The sequence below is a fragment of the Anaerobacillus sp. QJM3NY_17 genome (assembly GCF_056173665.1).
Map to the genome: position 1 here is coordinate 2536099 of NZ_CM149685.1, position 19540 is coordinate 2555638.

At 39.8% G+C, this 19540-nt stretch carries 25 protein-coding genes and 2 riboswitches; of the genes, 1 reads left to right on the plus strand and 24 read right to left on the minus strand.

Features of this window, described 5'->3' with window-relative positions; translation table 11 throughout:
• Positions 1–67 precede the first annotated feature (67 nt).
• From AC0VYV_RS13295 to AC0VYV_RS13310, 4 genes are all read right to left on the minus strand, one after another.
• The gene (locus tag AC0VYV_RS13295) at positions 68–442 is read right to left on the minus strand and encodes a hypothetical protein (RefSeq protein ID WP_430246144.1); all 375 of its coding nucleotides are present in this window, start codon (positions 440–442) and stop codon (positions 68–70) included.
• A 35-nt stretch (positions 443–477) separates the two neighbouring features.
• Positions 478–1056, minus strand: coding sequence for an SMC-Scp complex subunit ScpB (gene scpB, locus AC0VYV_RS13300; protein WP_194221978.1), 579 nt, complete (start codon positions 1054–1056; stop codon positions 478–480).
• Positions 1053–1802, minus strand: coding sequence for a segregation/condensation protein A (locus AC0VYV_RS13305; protein ID WP_303530902.1), 750 nt, complete (start codon positions 1800–1802; stop codon positions 1053–1055). The genes scpB and AC0VYV_RS13305 overlap by 4 nt, the downstream gene beginning before the upstream one ends.
• 63 nt (positions 1803–1865) lie before the next feature.
• Positions 1866–1994 (minus strand): hypothetical protein, encoded by a 129-nt coding sequence (locus AC0VYV_RS13310; RefSeq protein ID WP_475365399.1) that lies wholly within the window; start codon positions 1992–1994, stop codon positions 1866–1868.
• A gap of 45 nt (positions 1995–2039) precedes the next feature.
• On the opposite strand from AC0VYV_RS13310, the gene AC0VYV_RS13315 reads away from it, so the two are divergent.
• A complete protein-coding gene (locus AC0VYV_RS13315) occupies positions 2040–2567 on the plus strand; it encodes a DUF309 domain-containing protein (RefSeq protein WP_475365400.1) in 528 nt (175 codons plus the stop codon).
• Between the two features lie 21 nt (positions 2568–2588).
• Here the strand turns inward: AC0VYV_RS13315 and AC0VYV_RS13320 are convergent, their stop codons facing one another.
• The 20 genes from AC0VYV_RS13320 to AC0VYV_RS13415 form a co-directional block, all read right to left on the minus strand.
• A complete protein-coding gene (locus tag AC0VYV_RS13320) occupies positions 2589–2951 on the minus strand; it encodes a GNAT family N-acetyltransferase (RefSeq protein WP_194221981.1) in 363 nt (120 codons plus the stop codon).
• Between the two features lie 229 nt (positions 2952–3180).
• Positions 3181–3651, minus strand: coding sequence for a 6,7-dimethyl-8-ribityllumazine synthase (gene ribH / locus AC0VYV_RS13325; protein ID WP_430246138.1), 471 nt, complete (start codon positions 3649–3651; stop codon positions 3181–3183).
• Between the two features lie 33 nt (positions 3652–3684).
• On the minus strand, positions 3685–4878 hold the full coding sequence (locus tag AC0VYV_RS13330; protein WP_194221983.1) for a bifunctional 3,4-dihydroxy-2-butanone-4-phosphate synthase/GTP cyclohydrolase II: 1194 nt from the start codon (positions 4876–4878) through the stop codon (positions 3685–3687).
• Between the two features lie 26 nt (positions 4879–4904).
• Positions 4905–5561, minus strand: coding sequence for a riboflavin synthase (ribE, locus tag AC0VYV_RS13335; protein ID WP_303530893.1), 657 nt, complete (start codon positions 5559–5561; stop codon positions 4905–4907).
• Positions 5561–6643 (minus strand): bifunctional diaminohydroxyphosphoribosylaminopyrimidine deaminase/5-amino-6-(5-phosphoribosylamino)uracil reductase RibD, encoded by a 1083-nt coding sequence (gene ribD / locus AC0VYV_RS13340; RefSeq protein ID WP_430246135.1) that lies wholly within the window; start codon positions 6641–6643, stop codon positions 5561–5563. The genes ribE and ribD overlap by 1 nt, the downstream gene beginning before the upstream one ends.
• A gap of 142 nt (positions 6644–6785) precedes the next feature.
• Positions 6786–6931, minus strand: a riboswitch (FMN riboswitch).
• Positions 6932–6953: 22 nt separating this feature from the next.
• The gene (locus AC0VYV_RS13345; protein WP_194221986.1) at positions 6954–7391 is read right to left on the minus strand and encodes a peptidylprolyl isomerase; all 438 of its coding nucleotides are present in this window, start codon (positions 7389–7391) and stop codon (positions 6954–6956) included.
• A gap of 92 nt (positions 7392–7483) precedes the next feature.
• Positions 7484–8803 carry a diaminopimelate decarboxylase gene (gene lysA / locus AC0VYV_RS13350; protein ID WP_475373908.1) on the minus strand — a complete coding sequence of 440 codons (1320 nt, stop codon included), beginning with the start codon at positions 8801–8803 and terminating at the stop codon, positions 7484–7486.
• A 100-nt stretch (positions 8804–8903) separates the two neighbouring features.
• Positions 8904–9091: riboswitch (Lysine riboswitch) on the minus strand.
• 46 nt (positions 9092–9137) lie between these two features.
• Positions 9138–10631, minus strand: a complete 1494-nt coding sequence (locus tag AC0VYV_RS13355; protein ID WP_404681738.1) for a spore germination protein — start codon at positions 10629–10631, stop codon at positions 9138–9140.
• Positions 10612–11190, minus strand: coding sequence for a stage V sporulation protein SpoVABEA (spoVAEA, locus tag AC0VYV_RS13360; protein ID WP_430246129.1), 579 nt, complete (start codon positions 11188–11190; stop codon positions 10612–10614). The genes AC0VYV_RS13355 and spoVAEA overlap by 20 nt, the downstream gene beginning before the upstream one ends.
• A 5-nt stretch (positions 11191–11195) precedes the next feature.
• Complete coding sequence (gene spoVAE, locus AC0VYV_RS13365) at positions 11196–11546, minus strand: stage V sporulation protein AE (protein WP_226613903.1); 351 nt, start codon at positions 11544–11546, stop codon at positions 11196–11198.
• Positions 11546–12559, minus strand: a complete 1014-nt coding sequence (gene spoVAD / locus AC0VYV_RS13370) for a stage V sporulation protein AD (RefSeq protein WP_430246127.1) — start codon at positions 12557–12559, stop codon at positions 11546–11548. Before spoVAD ends, spoVAE begins: the two co-directional genes overlap by 1 nt.
• A gap of 13 nt (positions 12560–12572) precedes the next feature.
• Positions 12573–13031, minus strand: a complete 459-nt coding sequence (spoVAC, locus tag AC0VYV_RS13375; protein ID WP_475365402.1) for a stage V sporulation protein AC — start codon at positions 13029–13031, stop codon at positions 12573–12575.
• The gene (locus AC0VYV_RS13380) at positions 13031–13462 is read right to left on the minus strand and encodes a stage V sporulation protein AB (RefSeq protein WP_430246123.1); all 432 of its coding nucleotides are present in this window, start codon (positions 13460–13462) and stop codon (positions 13031–13033) included. Before AC0VYV_RS13380 ends, spoVAC begins: the two co-directional genes overlap by 1 nt.
• Positions 13459–14076, minus strand: a complete 618-nt coding sequence (locus AC0VYV_RS13385) for a stage V sporulation protein AA (RefSeq protein ID WP_430246121.1) — start codon at positions 14074–14076, stop codon at positions 13459–13461. Before AC0VYV_RS13385 ends, AC0VYV_RS13380 begins: the two co-directional genes overlap by 4 nt.
• Before the next feature lie 200 nt (positions 14077–14276).
• Positions 14277–15032, minus strand: a complete 756-nt coding sequence (gene sigF / locus AC0VYV_RS13390; protein ID WP_283154038.1) for an RNA polymerase sporulation sigma factor SigF — start codon at positions 15030–15032, stop codon at positions 14277–14279.
• Positions 15033–15044: 12 nt separating this feature from the next.
• Complete coding sequence (gene spoIIAB, locus AC0VYV_RS13395) at positions 15045–15485, minus strand: anti-sigma F factor (RefSeq protein WP_430246119.1); 441 nt, start codon at positions 15483–15485, stop codon at positions 15045–15047.
• Entirely contained in the window at positions 15485–15835 is a 351-nt protein-coding gene (gene spoIIAA / locus AC0VYV_RS13400) for an anti-sigma F factor antagonist (RefSeq protein WP_430246117.1), read from the minus strand. The genes spoIIAB and spoIIAA overlap by 1 nt, the downstream gene beginning before the upstream one ends.
• Positions 15836–15935: 100 nt before the next feature.
• Entirely contained in the window at positions 15936–17114 is a 1179-nt protein-coding gene (locus AC0VYV_RS13405; RefSeq protein WP_430246115.1) for a D-alanyl-D-alanine carboxypeptidase family protein, read from the minus strand.
• A gap of 276 nt (positions 17115–17390) precedes the next feature.
• Positions 17391–18692, minus strand: a complete 1302-nt coding sequence (locus AC0VYV_RS13410) for a pyrimidine-nucleoside phosphorylase (RefSeq protein ID WP_430246113.1) — start codon at positions 18690–18692, stop codon at positions 17391–17393.
• A gap of 22 nt (positions 18693–18714) precedes the next feature.
• Positions 18715–19539 (minus strand): purine-nucleoside phosphorylase, encoded by an 825-nt coding sequence (locus tag AC0VYV_RS13415; RefSeq protein ID WP_430246111.1) that lies wholly within the window; start codon positions 19537–19539, stop codon positions 18715–18717.
• Between the last annotated feature and the right edge of the window lies 1 nt (position 19540).

Here is a 19540-nt window from a genome sequence, read left to right on the forward strand (position 1 = left end):
TCACTCATTTGAGCCAAAAATGATACATCAATATAAGCGAACATAGTCAAAGCATAAAAAAGATGCCTCAGTATGGAGGCATCTTTTCTTTGTTTGAATGTAAATACGTACCTGTTGTTTTTATCTCATGGATGATCGCGAGAAGCTCTTGTAAATCCGCCTTCTTAAGCGGATCAACAAACTCATTTTCACTACTAATATACAAACGTTTTCGATTCGGATAAGATGAAAGGAGATTCAGTGCGATTGCTTCGTGAATGGGGGTCTCATAATCCCAAAATTCTTTAATGGCAGTTTCTGCAAAAACACCAGGATATAAAACATGAAATCGCTTTACCTTTCCATTCTCCTCATACGTTATTGTAGAACGAACGAATGAATCTTCAGGGGAGTTTGCACGATCTTTTTGAAGCTCCTCGAAAGCAACATGAGTTAACCGCATCGATTGTCCTCCTTCATCATGATCGAACTTAGCATCTACTCAGAGATTTCCTGAAACTTTTCAAAAAACAAGTCTGCTTCCTCATCTTCCTTATCTTCTGTCCCATCAGGTAAAGGGGGGAGATCCTTGATTGAGCTTAAACCAAAATGAAATAGAAACTCTCTAGTTGTTCCATATAAAATCGCTCTTCCAGCTTTTTCGGCTCTGCCCGCTTCTTTAATGAGCAATTTACTCATTAAAGTTTGTAAAGGCTTATCCGTTTTAACACCGCGAATTTCTTCTATTTCTACCCTTGTTATTGGTTGCTTGTAGGCGACGATCGCAAGTGTTTCAAGAGCTGCCTGCGATAAAGTATGATTACCTGGTGTCGCTACTAGTTTTTCGATATAGGGAGCATTTTTAGCATTTGTAGTGAGCTGATAGCCACCACCAATAAAACTAATTTTAAAACCGCGATCTTTTTCATTGTATTCATCCTGCAAATCACTTATTGCACTTAGAAGGGTGTCTTCTTCCAATGAGATGGTTTCACAAAGATCTTTCACTGTGATCCCTTCATCACCAACTACAAATAGAAGACTTTCGATAATGCTTTTTATTTCTTCGTTTGTCACACTGATGCCTTCCCTTCTCGTTCAAAAATCATAATTTCGCCAAAGTTTTTATCTTGTTCACAAGCCACATCTCTCGTTTTCATTAACTCAAGGACTGCAAGAAACGTCACAATCATATGCCCACGATCCTCTTCACTAAAAAGATCACTAAAACGCGTCTTTCCACTTCCTCGTAGCTGGTTCCGAATAGCGTTCATTCGATCTTCAATAGGAACATCTTCACTTTGAATCCGTGTACGCTTTGGTTTCTTTTCCTTTACACGTCTGGACATTTTTTGAAATGCCGCAAGCATATCATACAATGTAACGTCGCCAATGGAGGTTTGACTATCCTCATGACTAAATTCACTAGTATCCACAGGTGGCCGAGCATAAATAAGGCTTCGACTACTTTCTTTTTCCTTTAAATCATTCGCAGCCTCTTTAAACCTTCGATACTCAACAAGACGTTGAACGAGTTCATCACGGGGATCATCTTCAAACTCAGGGTCCTGTTCGAAAATTTCTTCTTCTTTTTGAGGAAGAAGCATTTTGCTTTTTATCGCAAGCAACGTCGCAGCCATAACAAGATATTCACTTGCCACATCAAGTTCTAACTCTTGCATTGTATGGACAAACGTTAAGTATTGATCTGTAATTTGCGAGACTGGAATATCATAAATATCCACTTCGTACTTATTTATAAGGTGGAGCAAAAGATCCAATGGACCTTCAAATGCATCAACCTTTACACTGTATTGCTTCATTTTCCATCTTCCTTTATCCAAGTCCATCTAGTATTCCGATTATATCACATTTACAATAGGGGCTTACAGCAATGCAAGAAAACCATCCGGTTCATTTTTAACGTAAATTGATTTCCATTGATCGTTTACAGTTTGATAGCATCCTGACGACTGATCGCTATTTTGATCCATAAGAGCACTCGCTTTATCCATTTAACACACATGTGCTACACTACTAAAAGAAATGGAGGAATCAGCATGTATTCAAAAGCCTATATTGATTATTTGGCTCATTTCCATGGACTTCGTGATTATTTTGAATGCCATGAAATCCTCGAAGAACATTGGAAAGAGGATCCGCGTGGAAGTCGTAAACTTCATTGGGTAGGTCTTATCCAAATTGCTGTTGGCCTCTACCACCATCGACGCGGTAATTTCACAGGGGCAAAGAGAATGATTGCTAATGCCATACGCATTTCCAAAAGCGAAAGTGAAGAACTCGATAAATTAGCGATAAATATTGATCAACTTTCTAAAAACCTATCAAAAGAGTTACAACTCATCAACACTCACTCTCCATACCAGGGATTTGATATTCCTCTCACAAGCTCCACCCTTCAAACGGCTTGTGAAGAAAGATGTCGTGAACTTGAATGTACTTATGGTAGTAAAAGCGATCTTTCGAATATAGAACTTATCCATCGTCATACGAGACGTGATCGATCAGATGTAATTGAAGAAAGAAAACAACAATTTGAAATAAAACAACAGAAAAGGAACGGCTAAGCCGTTCCTTTTCTTTGCATCTTACTTCATATTTTCTTCCAAGTGACACCTTTCAAAAAATGTCCCCGTATATTCATTACCCTTAATAGATATTTCATCACTTAGCATTTCTCGAAGTGCTTCAACCATTTGTTTTCCAATTCCTTGATGGCGATGGGAAGGATTAACGCTAATATCCTTTAACTCTACTTCGTTGTCGTTTACCCATTCAATTCCGAGCAATCCAATAATATCTTCTTCTTTCCAAAGAAAAAGCTGCAAAGAATCCATATCCTCATAGTCTTTAATCGATTGTTGCAGTTTCTTAATATCTTTTTCGTTCGGCATGAAGCTTAATAGCCCCATGGCTATTTTCTCATGAGCTTTCTTATAACGAATTAGCATGATTATCCCTCATTAAAGTAATTCTTGGCTTTCCGTTTAATAACTTATTCTAAAATCAATTAGAATGTTAAAATGATTCGACGAACAAGCTCAGCTAGCATGATAATGACAATGATCACACAGACCTAAGAATCAACCATTTTCTTTCTCTCTTCTTGGCTTTACGATTCCAAACTCTTTTGCCCTTCATCGCATACCATACTCATCATAGCCAAAAATGAACTGATAATCAACCTTCAAATGATTTTGATAAATTAGCCATTTCAATTGCTGCCGTTGCAGCATCCCAGCCCTTGTTACCAGCCTTAGTACCTGCACGTTCAACAGCTTGTTCAATGGTATTTGTGGTTAATACTCCAAAAATAACAGGTACACCCGTCTGCATCGTTAAATTCGCCACGCCTTTAGAAACTTCTCCACACACATAATCAAAGTGTGGTGTCGCCCCGCGAATAACCGTACCAAGCGTAACAATTGCATCATATTTTCCCGTTTCAACCATTTTCTTTGCGGCAAAGGGAATTTCAAATGCTCCAGGAACCCATGCTACATCAATGTTTTCTACGGACAAGCCATGACGCTTCAATGCGTCTTCAGCACCTCCAAGTAACTTACTTGTAATAAATTCATTAAATCTTCCTACTACTATACCCACTTTTAACCCAGATCCAACCAAGTTTCCTTCAAATGTTTGTCCCATTATTAATATCCTCCTATTTTCATACGTAAATTTTTAGAAATGAAGCATGTGTCCTAGCTTGCTATGTTTTGTTTTTAGGTACTTTTCATTCTCTTTTCGAGAAGCCATCTGAAGAGGTACCCTAGATGCTACTTCAAGACCATAACCTGTTAATCCAGCTATTTTACGAGGATTGTTTGTCAGAAGGTTCATTTTAGAAACACCAAGGTCTCTCAAAATCTGTGCCCCTATTCCATAATCCCTTAAATCAGGCTTAAATCCAAGCTTCTCATTCGCTTCAACTGTGTCGTAGCCCTGTTCTTGCAGTTTATAGGCTTTCATTTTATTAAGAAGCCCGATACCTCTTCCTTCCTGGCGCATATACAAAAGCACTCCATGACCTTCCTCTTCAATTTGTGCCAATGCAGCATGTAGTTGTGGACCACAGTCACATCGAAAAGATCCAAACACATCACCAGTTAAGCATTCAGAGTGAACTCGCACAAGAGTTGGTTGATCTGGTAAGATTTCTCCTTTAATCAAAGCTACGTGCTCTTTCTGATCAAGAATGTTCGAATACCCTACCGCTCTAAAAGAACCAAACTCAGTCGGAAGTTCTATTTCTACTTCTTTTCGAACAAGAACATCTTTACGGTTACGATATTGGATCAGATCTTTAATCGTAATCATTTTCAAATCATACTCTTCAGCAATTTCCTTTAGATCAGGAACGCGCGCCATTTCACCGTCTTCTTTCATAATTTCACAAATAACACCAGCCGGGGCAGAGCCAGAAAGTCGTGCCAAATCGACTGCCGCTTCCGTATGACCTGCTCTTCTAAGGACCCCTCCATCCTTAGCAATCAATGGGAAAATATGACCTGGTCGATTAAAGTCTGAAGGTTTAGCATCCGGGTTAATTAAGTATTGAATTGTAGATGCTCTTTCAGCTGCCGAAATTCCTGTAGTTGTACTTTTGTGGTCGACACTCACTGTAAACGCTGTACCATGAGAATCTGTGTTATGATCTACCATTGGACTCAACTTCAGTTCATTTGCACGCTCTTCCGTAATCGGCGTGCAAACAAGGCCTCTTCCTTTTGTAATCATGAAATTGATTGTTTCAGGTGTGACTTTATCGGCTAAAGCGATAAAATCCCCTTCATTCTCCCTGTCTTCATCATCACAAACGATCACCACCCGGCCTTGCATTAAATCATAAATCGCTTCTTCTATTGTATGGAACATATACGATGACCCTCCTGATAGTACCATTATTTAAATCCATGATCTTCAAAAAACTGACTCCCAAGTGAAGCAGTAGGTTCGGGTTTTGAACCGCTTCTTTGCTCCAAGTACTTCATAATGTATTTACCAAGCATATCGCATTCTATATTCACTGTATCTCCCACTCTTTTTCTCCCAAGCACCGTTTCCTCTACGGTATGGGGAATAAGAGATATAGTAAGAGAGTGCTCCCCTATTCCAAAGACCGTAAGACTAGTACCATCAACAGAAACTGAGCCTTTTTCAACAAAGTAAATTAAAAGGTTTCGCGGAATCGAGATGTCATAATAAACAGCATTATCGATTTGTTCTACACGAGTAATTTTCCCCACACCATCAACATGTCCAGAAACAAAATGACCACCAAAGCGTCCATTTGCGGACATAGCTCTCTCAAGATTCACCGATGAGTTTGGCCCTAGCTGACGAAGACTGCTTGCACGAAATGTTTCAGGCATAATATCTACGGTAAAAGAAGAGTCTGTATACGTCGTAACAGTTAAGCACACGCCGTTTATCGAAATGCTATCTCCTAAATGAACGTCTTTTAAAATAGTCGACGCCGCAATTTGCATTGCAATGGATTCTCCTGATTGTTGAACACTTTCAACTCTTCCGATTTCTTCCACAATACCTGTAAACATTAAGAAAGCCTCCTTGATGAAATAATTCGAATATCATTTCCAATTTGTTCTACGCTATCCACTTGTAAATCGATCGCTTCATTCATCGTTTTAAAACCTGCACCTCCGAAAGCCGTAGGAGATTGACTCCCACCAATTAGCTTCGGCGCAATGTATGTAATAACTTGTTGAAAAGAGCGTGATTCAAGAAAGCTACCGTGTATTTCTGAACCACCTTCAACAAATACTGATGTAATTTCTCGTTCCCCTAAAAGGTCAAGAACTTTATCCATTGGGAGCAGTGGATCTGTGACAGCGATGATTTGGACATGTTTTGGGAAAGATCGCTTATTTTTTAGCGCAGCTCGTTTTGTTGTAATGATCCATGTTTCTGCATTCTCATCACTTATTACTTTAGCGTCAGAAGGCATCCTCAATTGACGATCTAACACGATTCTAATCGGCGATAGCCCTTCACCGAAACGAGTCGTTAGTGATGGGTCATCAGAGAGGACGGTTCCAATACCTACAAGAATGGCATCATGTTGATGACGATAGGCATGAACATCTTTTCTCGAGTCTTCCCCCGTAATCCATTTACTATCACCTGAATGAGTTGCTATTTTGCCATCAAGCGTTGTAGCAGCTTTCAACGTTACAAATGGTCTTTTTTGTGTAATGTAATGGAAAAACATCCGGTTTAGCTGTAAGGCTTCTTCTTCCATAAGCCCAATATGGACAGCTATGCCTGCTTTCTTTAGTTTAGTCACACCATTTCCTGCGACCAGGGGATTCGGATCTTGACTTGCAATAAATACCTCTTTGACTCCTGCTTGAATTAAAGCATCAGCACAAGGAGGCGTCTTTCCATGATGACTACATGGCTCTAGTGTCACATAGGCAGTACTCCCACTTGCTCGATTGCCCGCCATCTTGAGTGCTTGAATTTCGGCATGGCCTTCTCCAGCCTTTAAATGAGCTCCCATCCCTACGATACGCCCACTATTAACAATGACAGCTCCTACGGAGGGATTCGGACGCGTTTGACCTATCGTACTTCTAGCTAAATCGATCGCTGTTTTCATAAAATCCGTATGATTCATCGTATTTACTCCTGTTCCACTCTCCATTATTGGTTGAGAAGGAGAACAAAAAAAGCCTCCCAAAACACAGCTGTCCCGGGAGGCAAAAGTATATGCCAAATAAGCCTTTTGAATCTATGATTCAAAAGGAAATTGGTCACTTTTATTCCTTCTCCCATCCAGACTATACTGTCGGTTCTGGTTTCTCACCAGATCCACCGTTTGCTTACGCAACCGGGTCACGGACTTAGCTAGCATAAGCTAGTCATCACCGCCGGTTGGGATTTTCACCCGACCCCGAAGGAAAGTATTAAGTTTTTAAGAGTCTGATCTATTCTTCGTCCCAGACTTTTACTTCTTTCATTACGTCACCCTGTTTAACGCGAAGGACCGTATCCATTCCTTCTGTTACTTGACCAAAAACGGTATGAACGCCGTCTAGATGAGGCTGAGGTTCATGAACTAGGAAAAACTGACTGCCGCCCGTGTTTTTACCAGCATGTGCCATAGACAATGAGCCTGCTACGTGCTTATGAGGGTTACCTTCTGTTTCACAGTCAATTGTATATCCTGGTCCACCCATTCCAGAACCTGTAGGATCTCCACCTTGAGCAACAAAACCAGGGATTACACGGTGAAAATTCACACCGTTGTAGAAACCTTCATTTGCAAGCTTCTCAAAGTTAGCAACAGTGTTAGGTGCTGCTTCTGGATAAAATTCAATTTCAATAACTTCTCCATTTTCAAATGCAATTGTTCCTTTTTTCATAAATAAATCCTCCTGCACTAACAATTTTCTTAAAAGCTCTTTCATTATAGCACAGACTGAAGCTGTTCCATATCATTTATGCTTTTCAACTATTATTTTGATATAATCGCTTGTTTTAATGGCAAATCATGTCGAACTAAATCCTCGTATGACTCTCTCTCAACAACAAGGTTGGCCTCACCATTTTCAACAAAGACAACAGCTGGTCTTGGTAATCTATTGTAGTTATTTGCCATGGAATAACCATATGCCCCCGTTGAAAAAACAGCCATCGTATCACCAGCAATCGCTCGCTGTAACTGGCAATCCCAAATTAACATATCACCTGATTCACAACACTTTCCTGCTACAGAGTATAGGTGGTCTTTTGCTTCATTCATTCGATTTGCTATTGTGGCTTCATATTTTGCCTGATAGAGAGCAGGGCGTAAATTATCCGTCATCCCTCCATCTACAGCGAGGTAATGTCGCAACTCTGGAACATTTTTGTGTGAACCAACCGTATATAACGTCATTCCAGCTTCTCCTACTAGTGAACGACCAGGTTCAATCCAGATCTCAGGCATGTTCATTTGCCCTGTTACCTGATTTCTGATTGTTTCAATCATAGCTTCGATGTAGTTCCCTACTGGTAATGGGTGATCTTCACTCGTATATCGGATTCCAAATCCTCCACCAAGGTTAAGGACTTCAGGCTCAAAACCATAGGCATCATACCATGTTGTAAGATAGCTATAAATCTTTTCAATAGCCATTACAAAACCATTTGTTTCAAAAATTTGTGAGCCTATATGACAATGAAGTCCAAGAAGATGAACAGCACTCATTTTTGTTACATCCAATATCGCGCGTTCTACCTGACCACTCTGTAAATCAAAACCAAATTTAGAATCTTCTTGGCCTGTTAAAATATAATCATGCGTATGTGCTTCAATACCTGGTGTTATACGCAACAGCACATTAGCTTTCACATTTTTTTCTTCTGCAATTTGCTCAAGGAGAGATAATTCGTAAAAATTATCAACAACGAAGCAACCTATTTCTGCATCAAGCGCCATTCTAATTTCAGATTCACTTTTGTTATTTCCATGAAAATGAATACGCTCAACGGGGAAACCTGCCTTCAAAGCAGTATAAAGCTCTCCACCGGATACAACATCCAAACTTAATCCTTCTTCTTCTGCAAGTTGGATCATTGCCATACATGAAAAGGCCTTACTAGCATAAGCTACTTGATAGTTTACATTCTCACGTTCAAAGGCACTTCGAAACGCCCTTGCTTTGTCTCGAATCATAGCCACATCATAAACATATAACGCAGTGCCAAATTTTTTTCCTAATTGGACCGTATCGATCCCTCCAACTGTTAAATGCCCCTCTTCTGAAACTGCAGATGTACCGTATAAATTCACAATCATTTCTCCCCTCTCGCTTATATAAATGCGAGCTCCCTCCACACAATAAGAAAAACAGCCAACTTTATAGATAGGCTGTTTTCTCCGTATCCTCACGAGTTGGATTAGCTCACCACTGAAAGAAATTCATCCTCCAGTGACAGTCTGCAACTTATTCAGCAGCAGCCCAGCAAGAAAAGGATGGGTCCTTTCTCACTTCGGCAAATTGACCTTTCTGATATCGTCTTCGCATTCCATTCTATGCTCAGATATCTTACTCATTCGTTTTGCGCCTCTATCCCCATTACGTTCAATGAGGTCTATTCAATTAAGAAATAAATTATCATACTTTTTAAGATTCGGCAAGTGGTTTGTCCGGCTGCTTCGTTTCATTCTGGGGCTCTGTAATACTTGGACGCAATTTTGTCAAAGGAACAGAAACGCGAATTAGCACTTGAATAAACGCTTTTGCATTAAAAGGAATGAATGGCCATAAATAAGGTGTATTTAATGGCTTTAAGGCGACTAGGAAGAGAATAATAGCTGTCACGCCTATTATATATCCTGGAACTCTGAAGAAAAAGACAAGGAAAAGTAGTAATAATCTAACTAGTTTGTTCGCTATTGATAACTCATAACTTGGCGTTGCGTAAGAACCTATAGCCGCAATAGAAACATACAGAATAACTTCTGGAACAAATAATCCTACATCGATGGCAATTTGACCAATTAATACAGCCGCAATTAAACCCATCGCTGTAGAAAGCGGGGTAGGCGTATGAATGGCGGCCATTCTCAGTGTTTCGATCCCAATTTCTGCAAGAATGATTTGAATAAATATCGGCACATTCGTTTCATCATTTGGCCCAATAAAATCAATCGATTTAGGCAACAACCCAGGTTCATATACCGCCAATAACCACAGGGGAAGTAACAATAGCGCTGCTAGCATTCCTCCAAAGCGGACCCATCTCAAGAATGCACCTGGTAATGGAGCTTCCCTGTATTCTTCTGCATGTTGAACATGGTGGAAAAAGGTTGTTGGCGTAATAATAACACTCGGAGAAGTGTCGACGATAATCAAGACATGCCCTTCTAACAAATGGGATGCGGCTACATCTGGCCTTTCCGTATATCGTACAAGTGGAAAAGGATTTCCCGCCTGATGCACTAAAAACTCTTCAACAGTTTTATCAGCCATAGGAATACCATCAATATTAATTTCTTTTAGTTTTTTCTTAATGATTTCAACTAAGTTTGGGTTAGCTACATCCTGAATATAAGTGATACACACATCCGTTTTGGAACGCTCTCCGATTTGAAATATTTCATTACGCAAACGACCATCTCTAATACGCCTTCTAGTAAGTGCAGTATTCTCAATAATATTTTCTGTGAAACCGTCTCTAGAACCTCTGATCACTTTCTCAGTGTCTGGCTCTTGAGGCGTTCTACCTGGATACTTTCGAACATCAATAATGTAAGCAATCTCTTCGCCTTCCATAAATACAGCGATCAGTCCAGAAAGAACTTGATCGACGACCTCATCGAACGTCTCTACTTTTGTTACTTGCTGATGGGGTAAATGATTATGGATAACTTGCTCGAATTTAACGGTCAAGCGATGATGATCATCTAATTCCATCAATTCTCGCATGATTTCAACAATGATTGATGTATCACATAAACCAGTACAATAATAGAATTGTATTTCTTTATTCAAAATCTTGAGTTTACGTACACCTACGTCAAAACTTTCCCCAATGCCAATTGATTTTTTCAAGAAGTCTTCATTTTCTTTTAATTTTTTAAATATTTTTTGTTTGTTATTCATTTTTGTTGTCATAGAAACCGCTCCTTTCAAGCAGAATTTGAACGGCTTTCAATGTTATAGGCGACCCAACCTCCGGATCATCAAGCCCAGACATTTTACCTATATCACCGACACCTATAATAATTGGGACATTCAGTTTATCTAAAATAGATACAGTATCCCCATCTATTCTCCCAGCTTCCATATCAGCAAATCCATTCTTATCAACACCGAAATGCGTTAATTCACCATCCCTGTCGATGGAAACATCTACTCTCGTCCATTCAGAGAAGTGTGTTCTCGAGGCAACTGCAATCGCACCAAGTAGTTCAACATCTTCATCCTCAGCCACAGCCTGCATCGCTAGTTCTCCATAACCTTCACCCGGAAAACCACTGTCATCAAACATTACAAAGATTGGATCATGTGGAGCTTCTTTAATTAGGGAAACAATTTCATAACCAGCAAGCGGGGTTGGATTTCCTGCTGATTGGCTAATGCATCTCCCGCCAATATCCGAAGCCACTTTTTCAATTGCTTTTTGCGCGTAAAGATCTCCATCAGTAACGAAAATAACCCGCCGCTTGTTCAATTCATTCACCCCTTTGGCTTGAATATAATGGCTATGATAAATCCGAAAACAATAGCTGATGAAATTCCAGCTGAAGTTAACTGAAATATCCCCATTGCAATGCCTATAAATCCATGTTCCTCTCCTTGCTGCATCGCCCCATGTAGCAAGGAATGCCCAAAGCTCGTAATTGGGACTGTCGCACCTGCTCCTGCGAATTCAATCAGTCGATCGTATATACCAAAACCGTCAAGAATCGCTCCAGTCACCACAAAAGATGACATTACATGAGCAGGCGTTAATCTAAAAATATCGAGCAATAACTGACCAACAACACAAATGGCTCCTCCTACTGCAAAAGCAATGAAGTATTCCACTATTCCTCACCTCCAACTCGCTCAAAAACCACTGCATGAGCGATAGCAGGCATACTTTCTTTCTGTTGCACCATAACGGGGCTATGCAAGCATCCTGTAGCAGTAACTAGAATTTTTGAATACTTCCCTTGTTTTAGAAGCTCAATGAGATGACCATACGTAACAACCGCCGAACAGGCACACCCGCTTCCACCTGCGAATACTTCCTTCTGATCAGGTCGATAGATCATTAACCCACAGTCATTATGATTATTAGTAATGTCAAACCCTTTCTCAAGCAATAAATCACGAACAATCGGAGAACCAACTGCAGATAAATCTCCAGTAACAATTAAGTCATAATCTGAAGGTTTTACATTTAGATCCTCAAAATGTGTGGCCAATGTATCTGCTGCCGCTGGCGCCATCGCACTCCCCATATCAAACGGATCCTTGATTCCCCAGTCAACTACTCTTCCAATCGTTGCCGCAGAGATTTGAATGTCCGATAACTCCTGACTAACTAACGCAGCTCCAGCACCAGTTACAGTTGATGTCGCAGTACCAGGTTTCTGACCTCCATATTCTGTTGGATAACGGAACTGTCTTTCAGCAGTTGCATTATGGCTACTCACTCCAGCAATAGCCCTCTCAGCAAAACCACCATCAACTAGAGAAGATGCAATCGCTAGGGATTCCATGGATGTCGAGCATGCTCCAAAAACACCTAGAAAAGGAATATGATTAGACCTTGCTGTATAAGTTGCGCTTACGATTTGATTTAATAGATCACCCGCTACAAAAACATCAACTTGATCAGGAGCTAATTCTTTTTTCTTCAAACAACTCATTACTGCATCTTCTAACAATTTTCTTTCAGCAAGCTCCCAATTTGCCTGATTACAATGAAGGTTAGCATAGGTCACATCAAACGAATTTCCAAATGGACCTTCTGCTTCCTTTGGGCCTGTTGCTGTACCTACTGATTGTAAATAAACATTTGAAAAACTCCATGTTTGCTTTCCTGATTTCATACAGGTTCTCTCCTTATATCAGGGCTTTAAAAATCATTCTGACCATCCCTACAATGTAAGCCGCAACGACGCCAAACACGATGACTGAGCCAGCAAGTTTAAACATATTGGTTGCTATACCAAGTACAATCCCTTCGCTTTTATGCTCGAGAGCAGCACTAGTAATCGAATTAGCGAAGCCTGTAACTGGTACAGCTGAACCTGCTCCCGCAAATTGACCAAGCCTGTCATACCAACCGAAAGCCGTTAATAAAGCTGCGATCAATATGAGAGTGGCTACAGTCGGGTTTCCAGCATTTTCTTTAGAAAAATCAAAGACATTGATATAGAAATTCTGAACACCTTGCCCGAACATACAAATAAACCCGCCTACAACAAACGCTTTTATGCAGTTGAAAAAATACGGCGGCTTTGGCTGATACTCTTTAATGTTCTGACTATACTTTTCCTGATCGTTTAATGATTTTTTCATTACTTGATCCCTCCATCCACAAAAATTGTCCAATGAAACAATGATCCGAATACTTTACCAAGTACTATAGCCATTAGTAAAACCAAAATTTTATCTATAAACCCAATCCGTTTCGTTAATATTGGCAAGACATTAAGTACTTCTGTTAATGCTGCTGCTAACATCCCAATAAATATACCTGCACCGAGTCCAATTGGGATCACTACAAATTTGGGCAGGCCAAGAGTTGGATTTCTTAACGATAACCAACTTGCCACTACAGCACCTACAATGATCCCCCATTCATAAAAACGAATGAGGTGTAACGTTTTGGACAATTGAGTGAGCCTGGGGATAATGCCAAGAACTGAAAGAAATGCAACAAATCCAGCCCCAACCGCAATCCCTTCAGCAAATCCGATTAACATCACTAAGAGAAATTGAGCATTCATGGTTTCGAATTTCCGTTTTCTTCGTTCTCATGAACGATTACATATTGATCAAGGTCCTGTTGATAATTAAACATTTCCACTTCAAGTGGGCTAGGTTCTTCGTTAAACCGCTTTTTGAAAAGATGGTTAAAGAACAGGACCATCCCAATTCCAAGTCCAAATGAGTATGGTACTTGTAGAAGCAGTGGTTTTGGATTGTCGATTCCAGTCACAATTTTATATATTTGCTGATGAACCTCTCTCATACTGACGTCTTCATGAAAATTCATAATAGCGAGGGCCGCACCAATAAATAATAAAAACCAGATAAGAACAAAATAAACGGGTGCTAATTTCTTCTTTGGATACTGAACTTCTACAATCGTTTGTGTAGGACCGACTACTTGAATCTCAACGTTTTCCATTTCGCTATGGATGGACATAATGACTTTCATAACATCGATTACGACTAAGTTCTTATCCTCTTTCGTCACATGGTAAATCTGGATATTCTCCACCTTACTACAACAAGAATCTTCTCCTATGAGCTGAGCAATATCACCAATCAATAACTTCTTATTAGGTGGTACTTTCTTTTTTTGCCTAAGTCGAAGATATATTATCTGACTATCCATGATCCTCCACCTCCTTATTCAAGGGGCATATTGGTTATAGTATGTTTCTACCAAATGACTCTCATTCTTTAGCAACCTAAGTACCATTAATTCCCTAGAAGTTTGGGTCCTTTTTATATCATCCATTCATTAATCTTAGTGATAGCTCTATTATTATTCTGGTAAAAAAATCCTTTGCAAACAAAAAAGAACAGAATGAGCTATTTGCTCATCTGTTCTTTAATTTGTTTTAATATTTTCTTTTCAAGTCTCGATACTTGAACTTGAGAAATCCCCAGTCTTTCTGCCACTTCAGACTGAGTTTGATCTTTGTAATACCTTAAATAAACAATTAGTCTCTCACGATTATCAAGATACTGCAATGCTTCCTTAAGGGCTAATTTATCAAACCAAGCACTATCTGTATGATCGGCAATTTGGTCGAGTAAAGTGATAGGATCTCCATCGTTTTCATAAACCGTTTCATGAATAGAAGTTGGTGCCCTTACAGCTTCTTGTGCCATGACAACTTCTTCCGGCGTGACTTCTATTCGTTCTGCAATTTCATTAATTGTCGGCGTTCTGCCGAGCGTTTTCGATAACTCATCCTTCGCTTTCCTAACTTTATTGCCGGTTTCTTTAAGGGATCGACTCACTTTCACTGTTCCATCATCTCTAATGAAGCGCTGAATTTCCCCGATAATCATTGGTACCGCATAGGTGGAGAATTTCACATCGTAACTTAGATCGAACTTATCCACGGATTTTAACAAACCAATACAACCGATCTGAAACAGGTCATCCGCTTCATACCCTCTATTTAGAAATCGCTGCACAACGGACCAGACGAGACGCATATTCTTTTGAACAATGAGGTCTCTGGCTCCCTGGTCCCCATTCTGGCTTTGTTTAATCAATTCCTTCACTTCATCAGGCTTCAGTTGCGACTGCTTCCCTTTTCTAACCTCCACGTCCATATGCAGGTCCCCTTAATTACATAGCGCTTTATTTTTTGATAGATACTTCATTAAGTGAATGGTCGTACCCTGGCCACTTGCAGACTCCACTTTGACCTCATCCATAAAATTCTCCATAATTGTAAAGCCCATCCCTGATCGTTCTAGTTCAGGCTTTGTTGTAAACAAAGGTTGTCTTGCTTCCTCAAGGTCAAGAATTCCCATTCCATGGTCACGAATGGTTAAATTGACCGTGTCGTCATTTAACTCGACCGAAATGTAAACCTTCTCTTCAGAATTTTGCTCATATCCATGAATAATGGCATTTGTAACAGCTTCCGATACAACTGTCTTGATTTCAGTAAGTTCATCAACAGTTGGATCGAGCTGCGCAATAAAAGCTGCTACAGTTACACGAGCAAATGATTCATTTTGACTGAGCGCAGAGAACTCGATATCCATACGATTCCTCATTATGCCACCCCCAAAGTAGCGAGGGCATGCTGCTCATCAGCCTCAAGCCTCACAATTTTAAAGAGACCTGACATTTCAAATAATCTCTTAACAGGTGGAGAGATTGAACATACGACCATTTCTCCTCCAAAACTCTTCACTTTATTGTACCGCCCTAGAATAACACCGAGACCTGAACTATCCATGAATGAAAGACCTTCTAGACTTAGCACAATATGTTCAATTTTACGCTCTTCAATAATCGAATCTACCCTGTCTCTTAGTTCTTCTGATGTATGATGATCCAACTCTCCATCAAGACGAATCAAAAGAACGGGATGGCGCACTTCAAGATTGATCGAAAGACTCACGTCACATTCCTCCTCATGTTTGCTTGTGAGTTTTTTCTCTCTTTACAGGGTTAATTCCTTCTTCGTGACAAAACTAGTGAGATTTCGATGAAAGAGGTGATCACTTGACAGTTTGAGTAGGCGCTTTGGCGAACTGTGCAGCTGTTCGTTTCATCAGCTGCCACCAGGAAGCTTTTTGAATGTCTTTGGCTGCAATAACCGGAGATGTAGCTGTCACATGACCATCTATTTTCACAGACAACTCACCTACCTCTTCCCCTTTCTTAACAGGTGTTTCTATATTCTTATTGACTTTGATGCTTGTTGTAATTTTACCGTTTTCTTGCCCTTTCTTAAGAAGAACGGAAACTCGCTCAGATGTTACAACAGACATGGTAGGTTGATCTCCTTTATTTACCTTTACTTCTTTCACGATGTTGTTTCGATCGAATAACTTATGTGTTTTATATTGAGAAAATGCATAATCAAACAGTTTTGTAATATCTGCATTACGTACTTTTGGAGATGGAGCACCCATTACAACGGCCACCACTCGCATGTCATCTCTTTTCGCCGTTGCCGTAAGACAATACTTTGCTTCACTTGTAAATCCTGTCTTCAACCCATCTACACCAGGATAAAATTTAACAAGCTTATTAGTGTTAACGAGCCAGAATTTCTTATCTGTATCCTGCCTCAGGTAGTCTTCATATAATCCAGTATATTTTGTAATCAATTCATATTTAAGAAGCTCTTTAGCCATAAGGGCCATATCATTTGCAGTGGAATAATGACCTTCCGCTGGTAATCCAGTAGGATTTACAAAATGAGTGTTTTTGAGTCCCATTGATTTTGCCTTTGCATTCATCGAATTAACAAATTCTTCTTCCGAACCAGCGATCGCTTCAGCCATTGCTACCGAAGCATCATTACCGGAAGCAATTGCAATACCTTTTAACATATCGTTAACTGTCATTTCTTCCCCTGCCTCAAGAAAAATCTGTGAACCACCCATTGAAGCAGCATATTCACTTGCTCTAACTTTCTGATCGAGGCTTATTTTTCCACTTTCAATCGCTTCCATAATTAAGATCATGGTCATGATTTTAGTCATACTTGCAGGAGGAAGCTTTTTATCACTATCTTTTTCAAACAATACTTCACCTGTATCTCGCTCAATCAAAATAGCGGAAGAAGAATTCTCTGCGATTTTTAGCTTTGCTTCTTCTGCATGCGCAAAAGAAGGAACAATAAGAGTTACTCCCAGCAAGAAGGCGAGCGCTGTTGCAACAACTTTCATTGGTGATCCCTCCATTCTTAGTATTACAAGGATTTCCAACATCTTGGAAAAATATACGAATTCTATATCCTCTATTGATAATCGCATTCACTCTCCTTAAATCTTTTCACGGATGTATACACATGGACATGTTAATGAAGTAATTGATTATTGCCTTAATTACGCTCTGAGATGAAGATGTCACGTGAATGAGCCAAAAAGATAAGCTCACATAGCTAAACACATAAAAAAAAGAAGCCTCCCAAAAGAGACTTCTCAAGATACTATCTTTTTTTATTAGTTAATAACTTTATAAATTAGCTGTGGCTTTTCAGCAGCTTGCTTAGAAAGAGTATAAGCTTCATTAATTTTATCGATTGAGTTCTGAACGTCTTCTTCATCACTGTGAAGAACAACTAGTGCTTCGCCTTTCTCCACTTTATCGCCGACTTTTTTCTTCAGGGTGATCCCAACACCGTGATTAATTTGATCGTCTTTTGTCGCTCTTCCTGCACCAAGATACATAGCAGCAACACCAACAGATTCAGCATCAATTTCTGTTACATACCCATCTTGATGTGCCGAAACTTCAATATCATGCTTTGCCTGTGGAAGTTTAGAAAGATCATCAATGACGGATACATCCCCACCTTGAGCTTGAACGAGCGTTCTAAATGATTCAAACGCTTTTCCATTTTGAAGATTCTCTTCAAGTGTTTTATACGCCGTCTCAAAGTCATCGAAAGCACCAGCTATCACTGTCATATGTGAAGCAAGTTCTAGAGAAAGCAGGCGAAGATCCTCGATATTTTCTCCTTGAAGAACCTGACAAGCTTCTCGAACTTCATTTGCATTTCCTACTTCAAAACCAAGCGGCTGACTCATATCACTAATAACTGCCACAGTGTTTCGTCCAAGGTTGTTTCCGATGTTAACCATTTCTTTAGCAAGAGCTTCTGAGTCTTCAAGCTTCTTCATGAAAGCACCGGATCCGGTTTTGACATCAAGAACAATACCATCTGCTCCAGAAGCAAGCTTTTTACTCATGATAGATCCTGCGATCAATGGAATGGAATCCACAGTAGCTGTTACATCACGAAGCGCGTATAATTTTTTATCTGCTGGAGCGAGGTTCCCTGTCTGACCAGCTACAGAAAGTTTATGTGTATTCACATTATTCACAAATTCTTCTTTGGTCATCTCAATGTGAAATCCTTTAATAGACTCCAGCTTATCTAAAGTTCCACCGGTATGACCTAAACCTCGGCCAGACATTTTTGCAACTGGTACACCTACAGAAGCAACCAATGGACCAACGATAAAGGTTGTCTTATCCCCTACTCCTCCAGTTGAATGCTTGTCCACTTTATGACCCTCTATAGCAGATAGATCGATTGTTTCTCCAGACTCTACCATTGCTTGGGTAAGCATAGCTGTTTCATTAGACTTCATCCCATTAAAATAAATCGCCATCATTAAAGCTGACGCCTGGTAATCAGGGATGTCCCCCTTTGTATATCCTTCAATAAAGAAATTAATTTCTTCTTTTGTCAATTCATTTCCATTACGTTTTTTTTGAATAACATCAACCATTCTCATTCGAATAGCTCTCCCTTCTACTTTAACCCATTTTACTTACAATTGTTTTAACTAAAAGAAGGAAGTTTGCCTTTACCTTCTCTGTTGTTTCAATTACTTCGTCGTGGTGAAGTGGTTGATCCAGAATTCCGGCAGCCATATTTGAAATACAAGAGATACCAAGTACATCCATGCCCGCATGTCTGGCAATGATAACTTCTGGTACAGTTGACATTCCAACGGCGTCTCCACCTAGCGTTCTTAGCATTCTAACTTCTGCTGGGGTTTCATAAGTTGGTCCAGTATTTCCGACATATACTCCAGATTGTAGTTTCATTCCAAGTTCTGTTGCCGTATCTTGTGCTAAACGTTGAAGATCCATTGAATAAGCGGTAGACATATCCGGGAAACGTGGTCCAAACTCATTGCTATTTGGTCCAATTAATGGATTTGTTCCAAAGTTATTAATATGATCAGCAATAACCATTAAATCTCCAGGTTGGAACTCTTCATTTATACCACCTGCAGCATTCGTTACGATTACTTTAAGAATCCCAAGTTCTTTCATCACTCGAACGGGGAATGTTACTTTATCCATTGAATATCCTTCATAAAAGTGAAAACGCCCCTGCATGGCTGCTACTGCTTTTCCATTTAACGTTCCGAATACAAATTGTCCAGCGTGCCCTTCTACTGTTGAGACGGGAAAATTCGGAATGTCACTATAGGGGATTTGAACTGGGTTTTCAATTTCTTCAGCCAGTACACCAAGACCAGAACCTAAGATCAGCCCGATTTCTGGACGAAACTCTCCAACTTGACTTTGTATATAGGATGATGCATCTTGAATTTCTTGTTTAATTGTCATT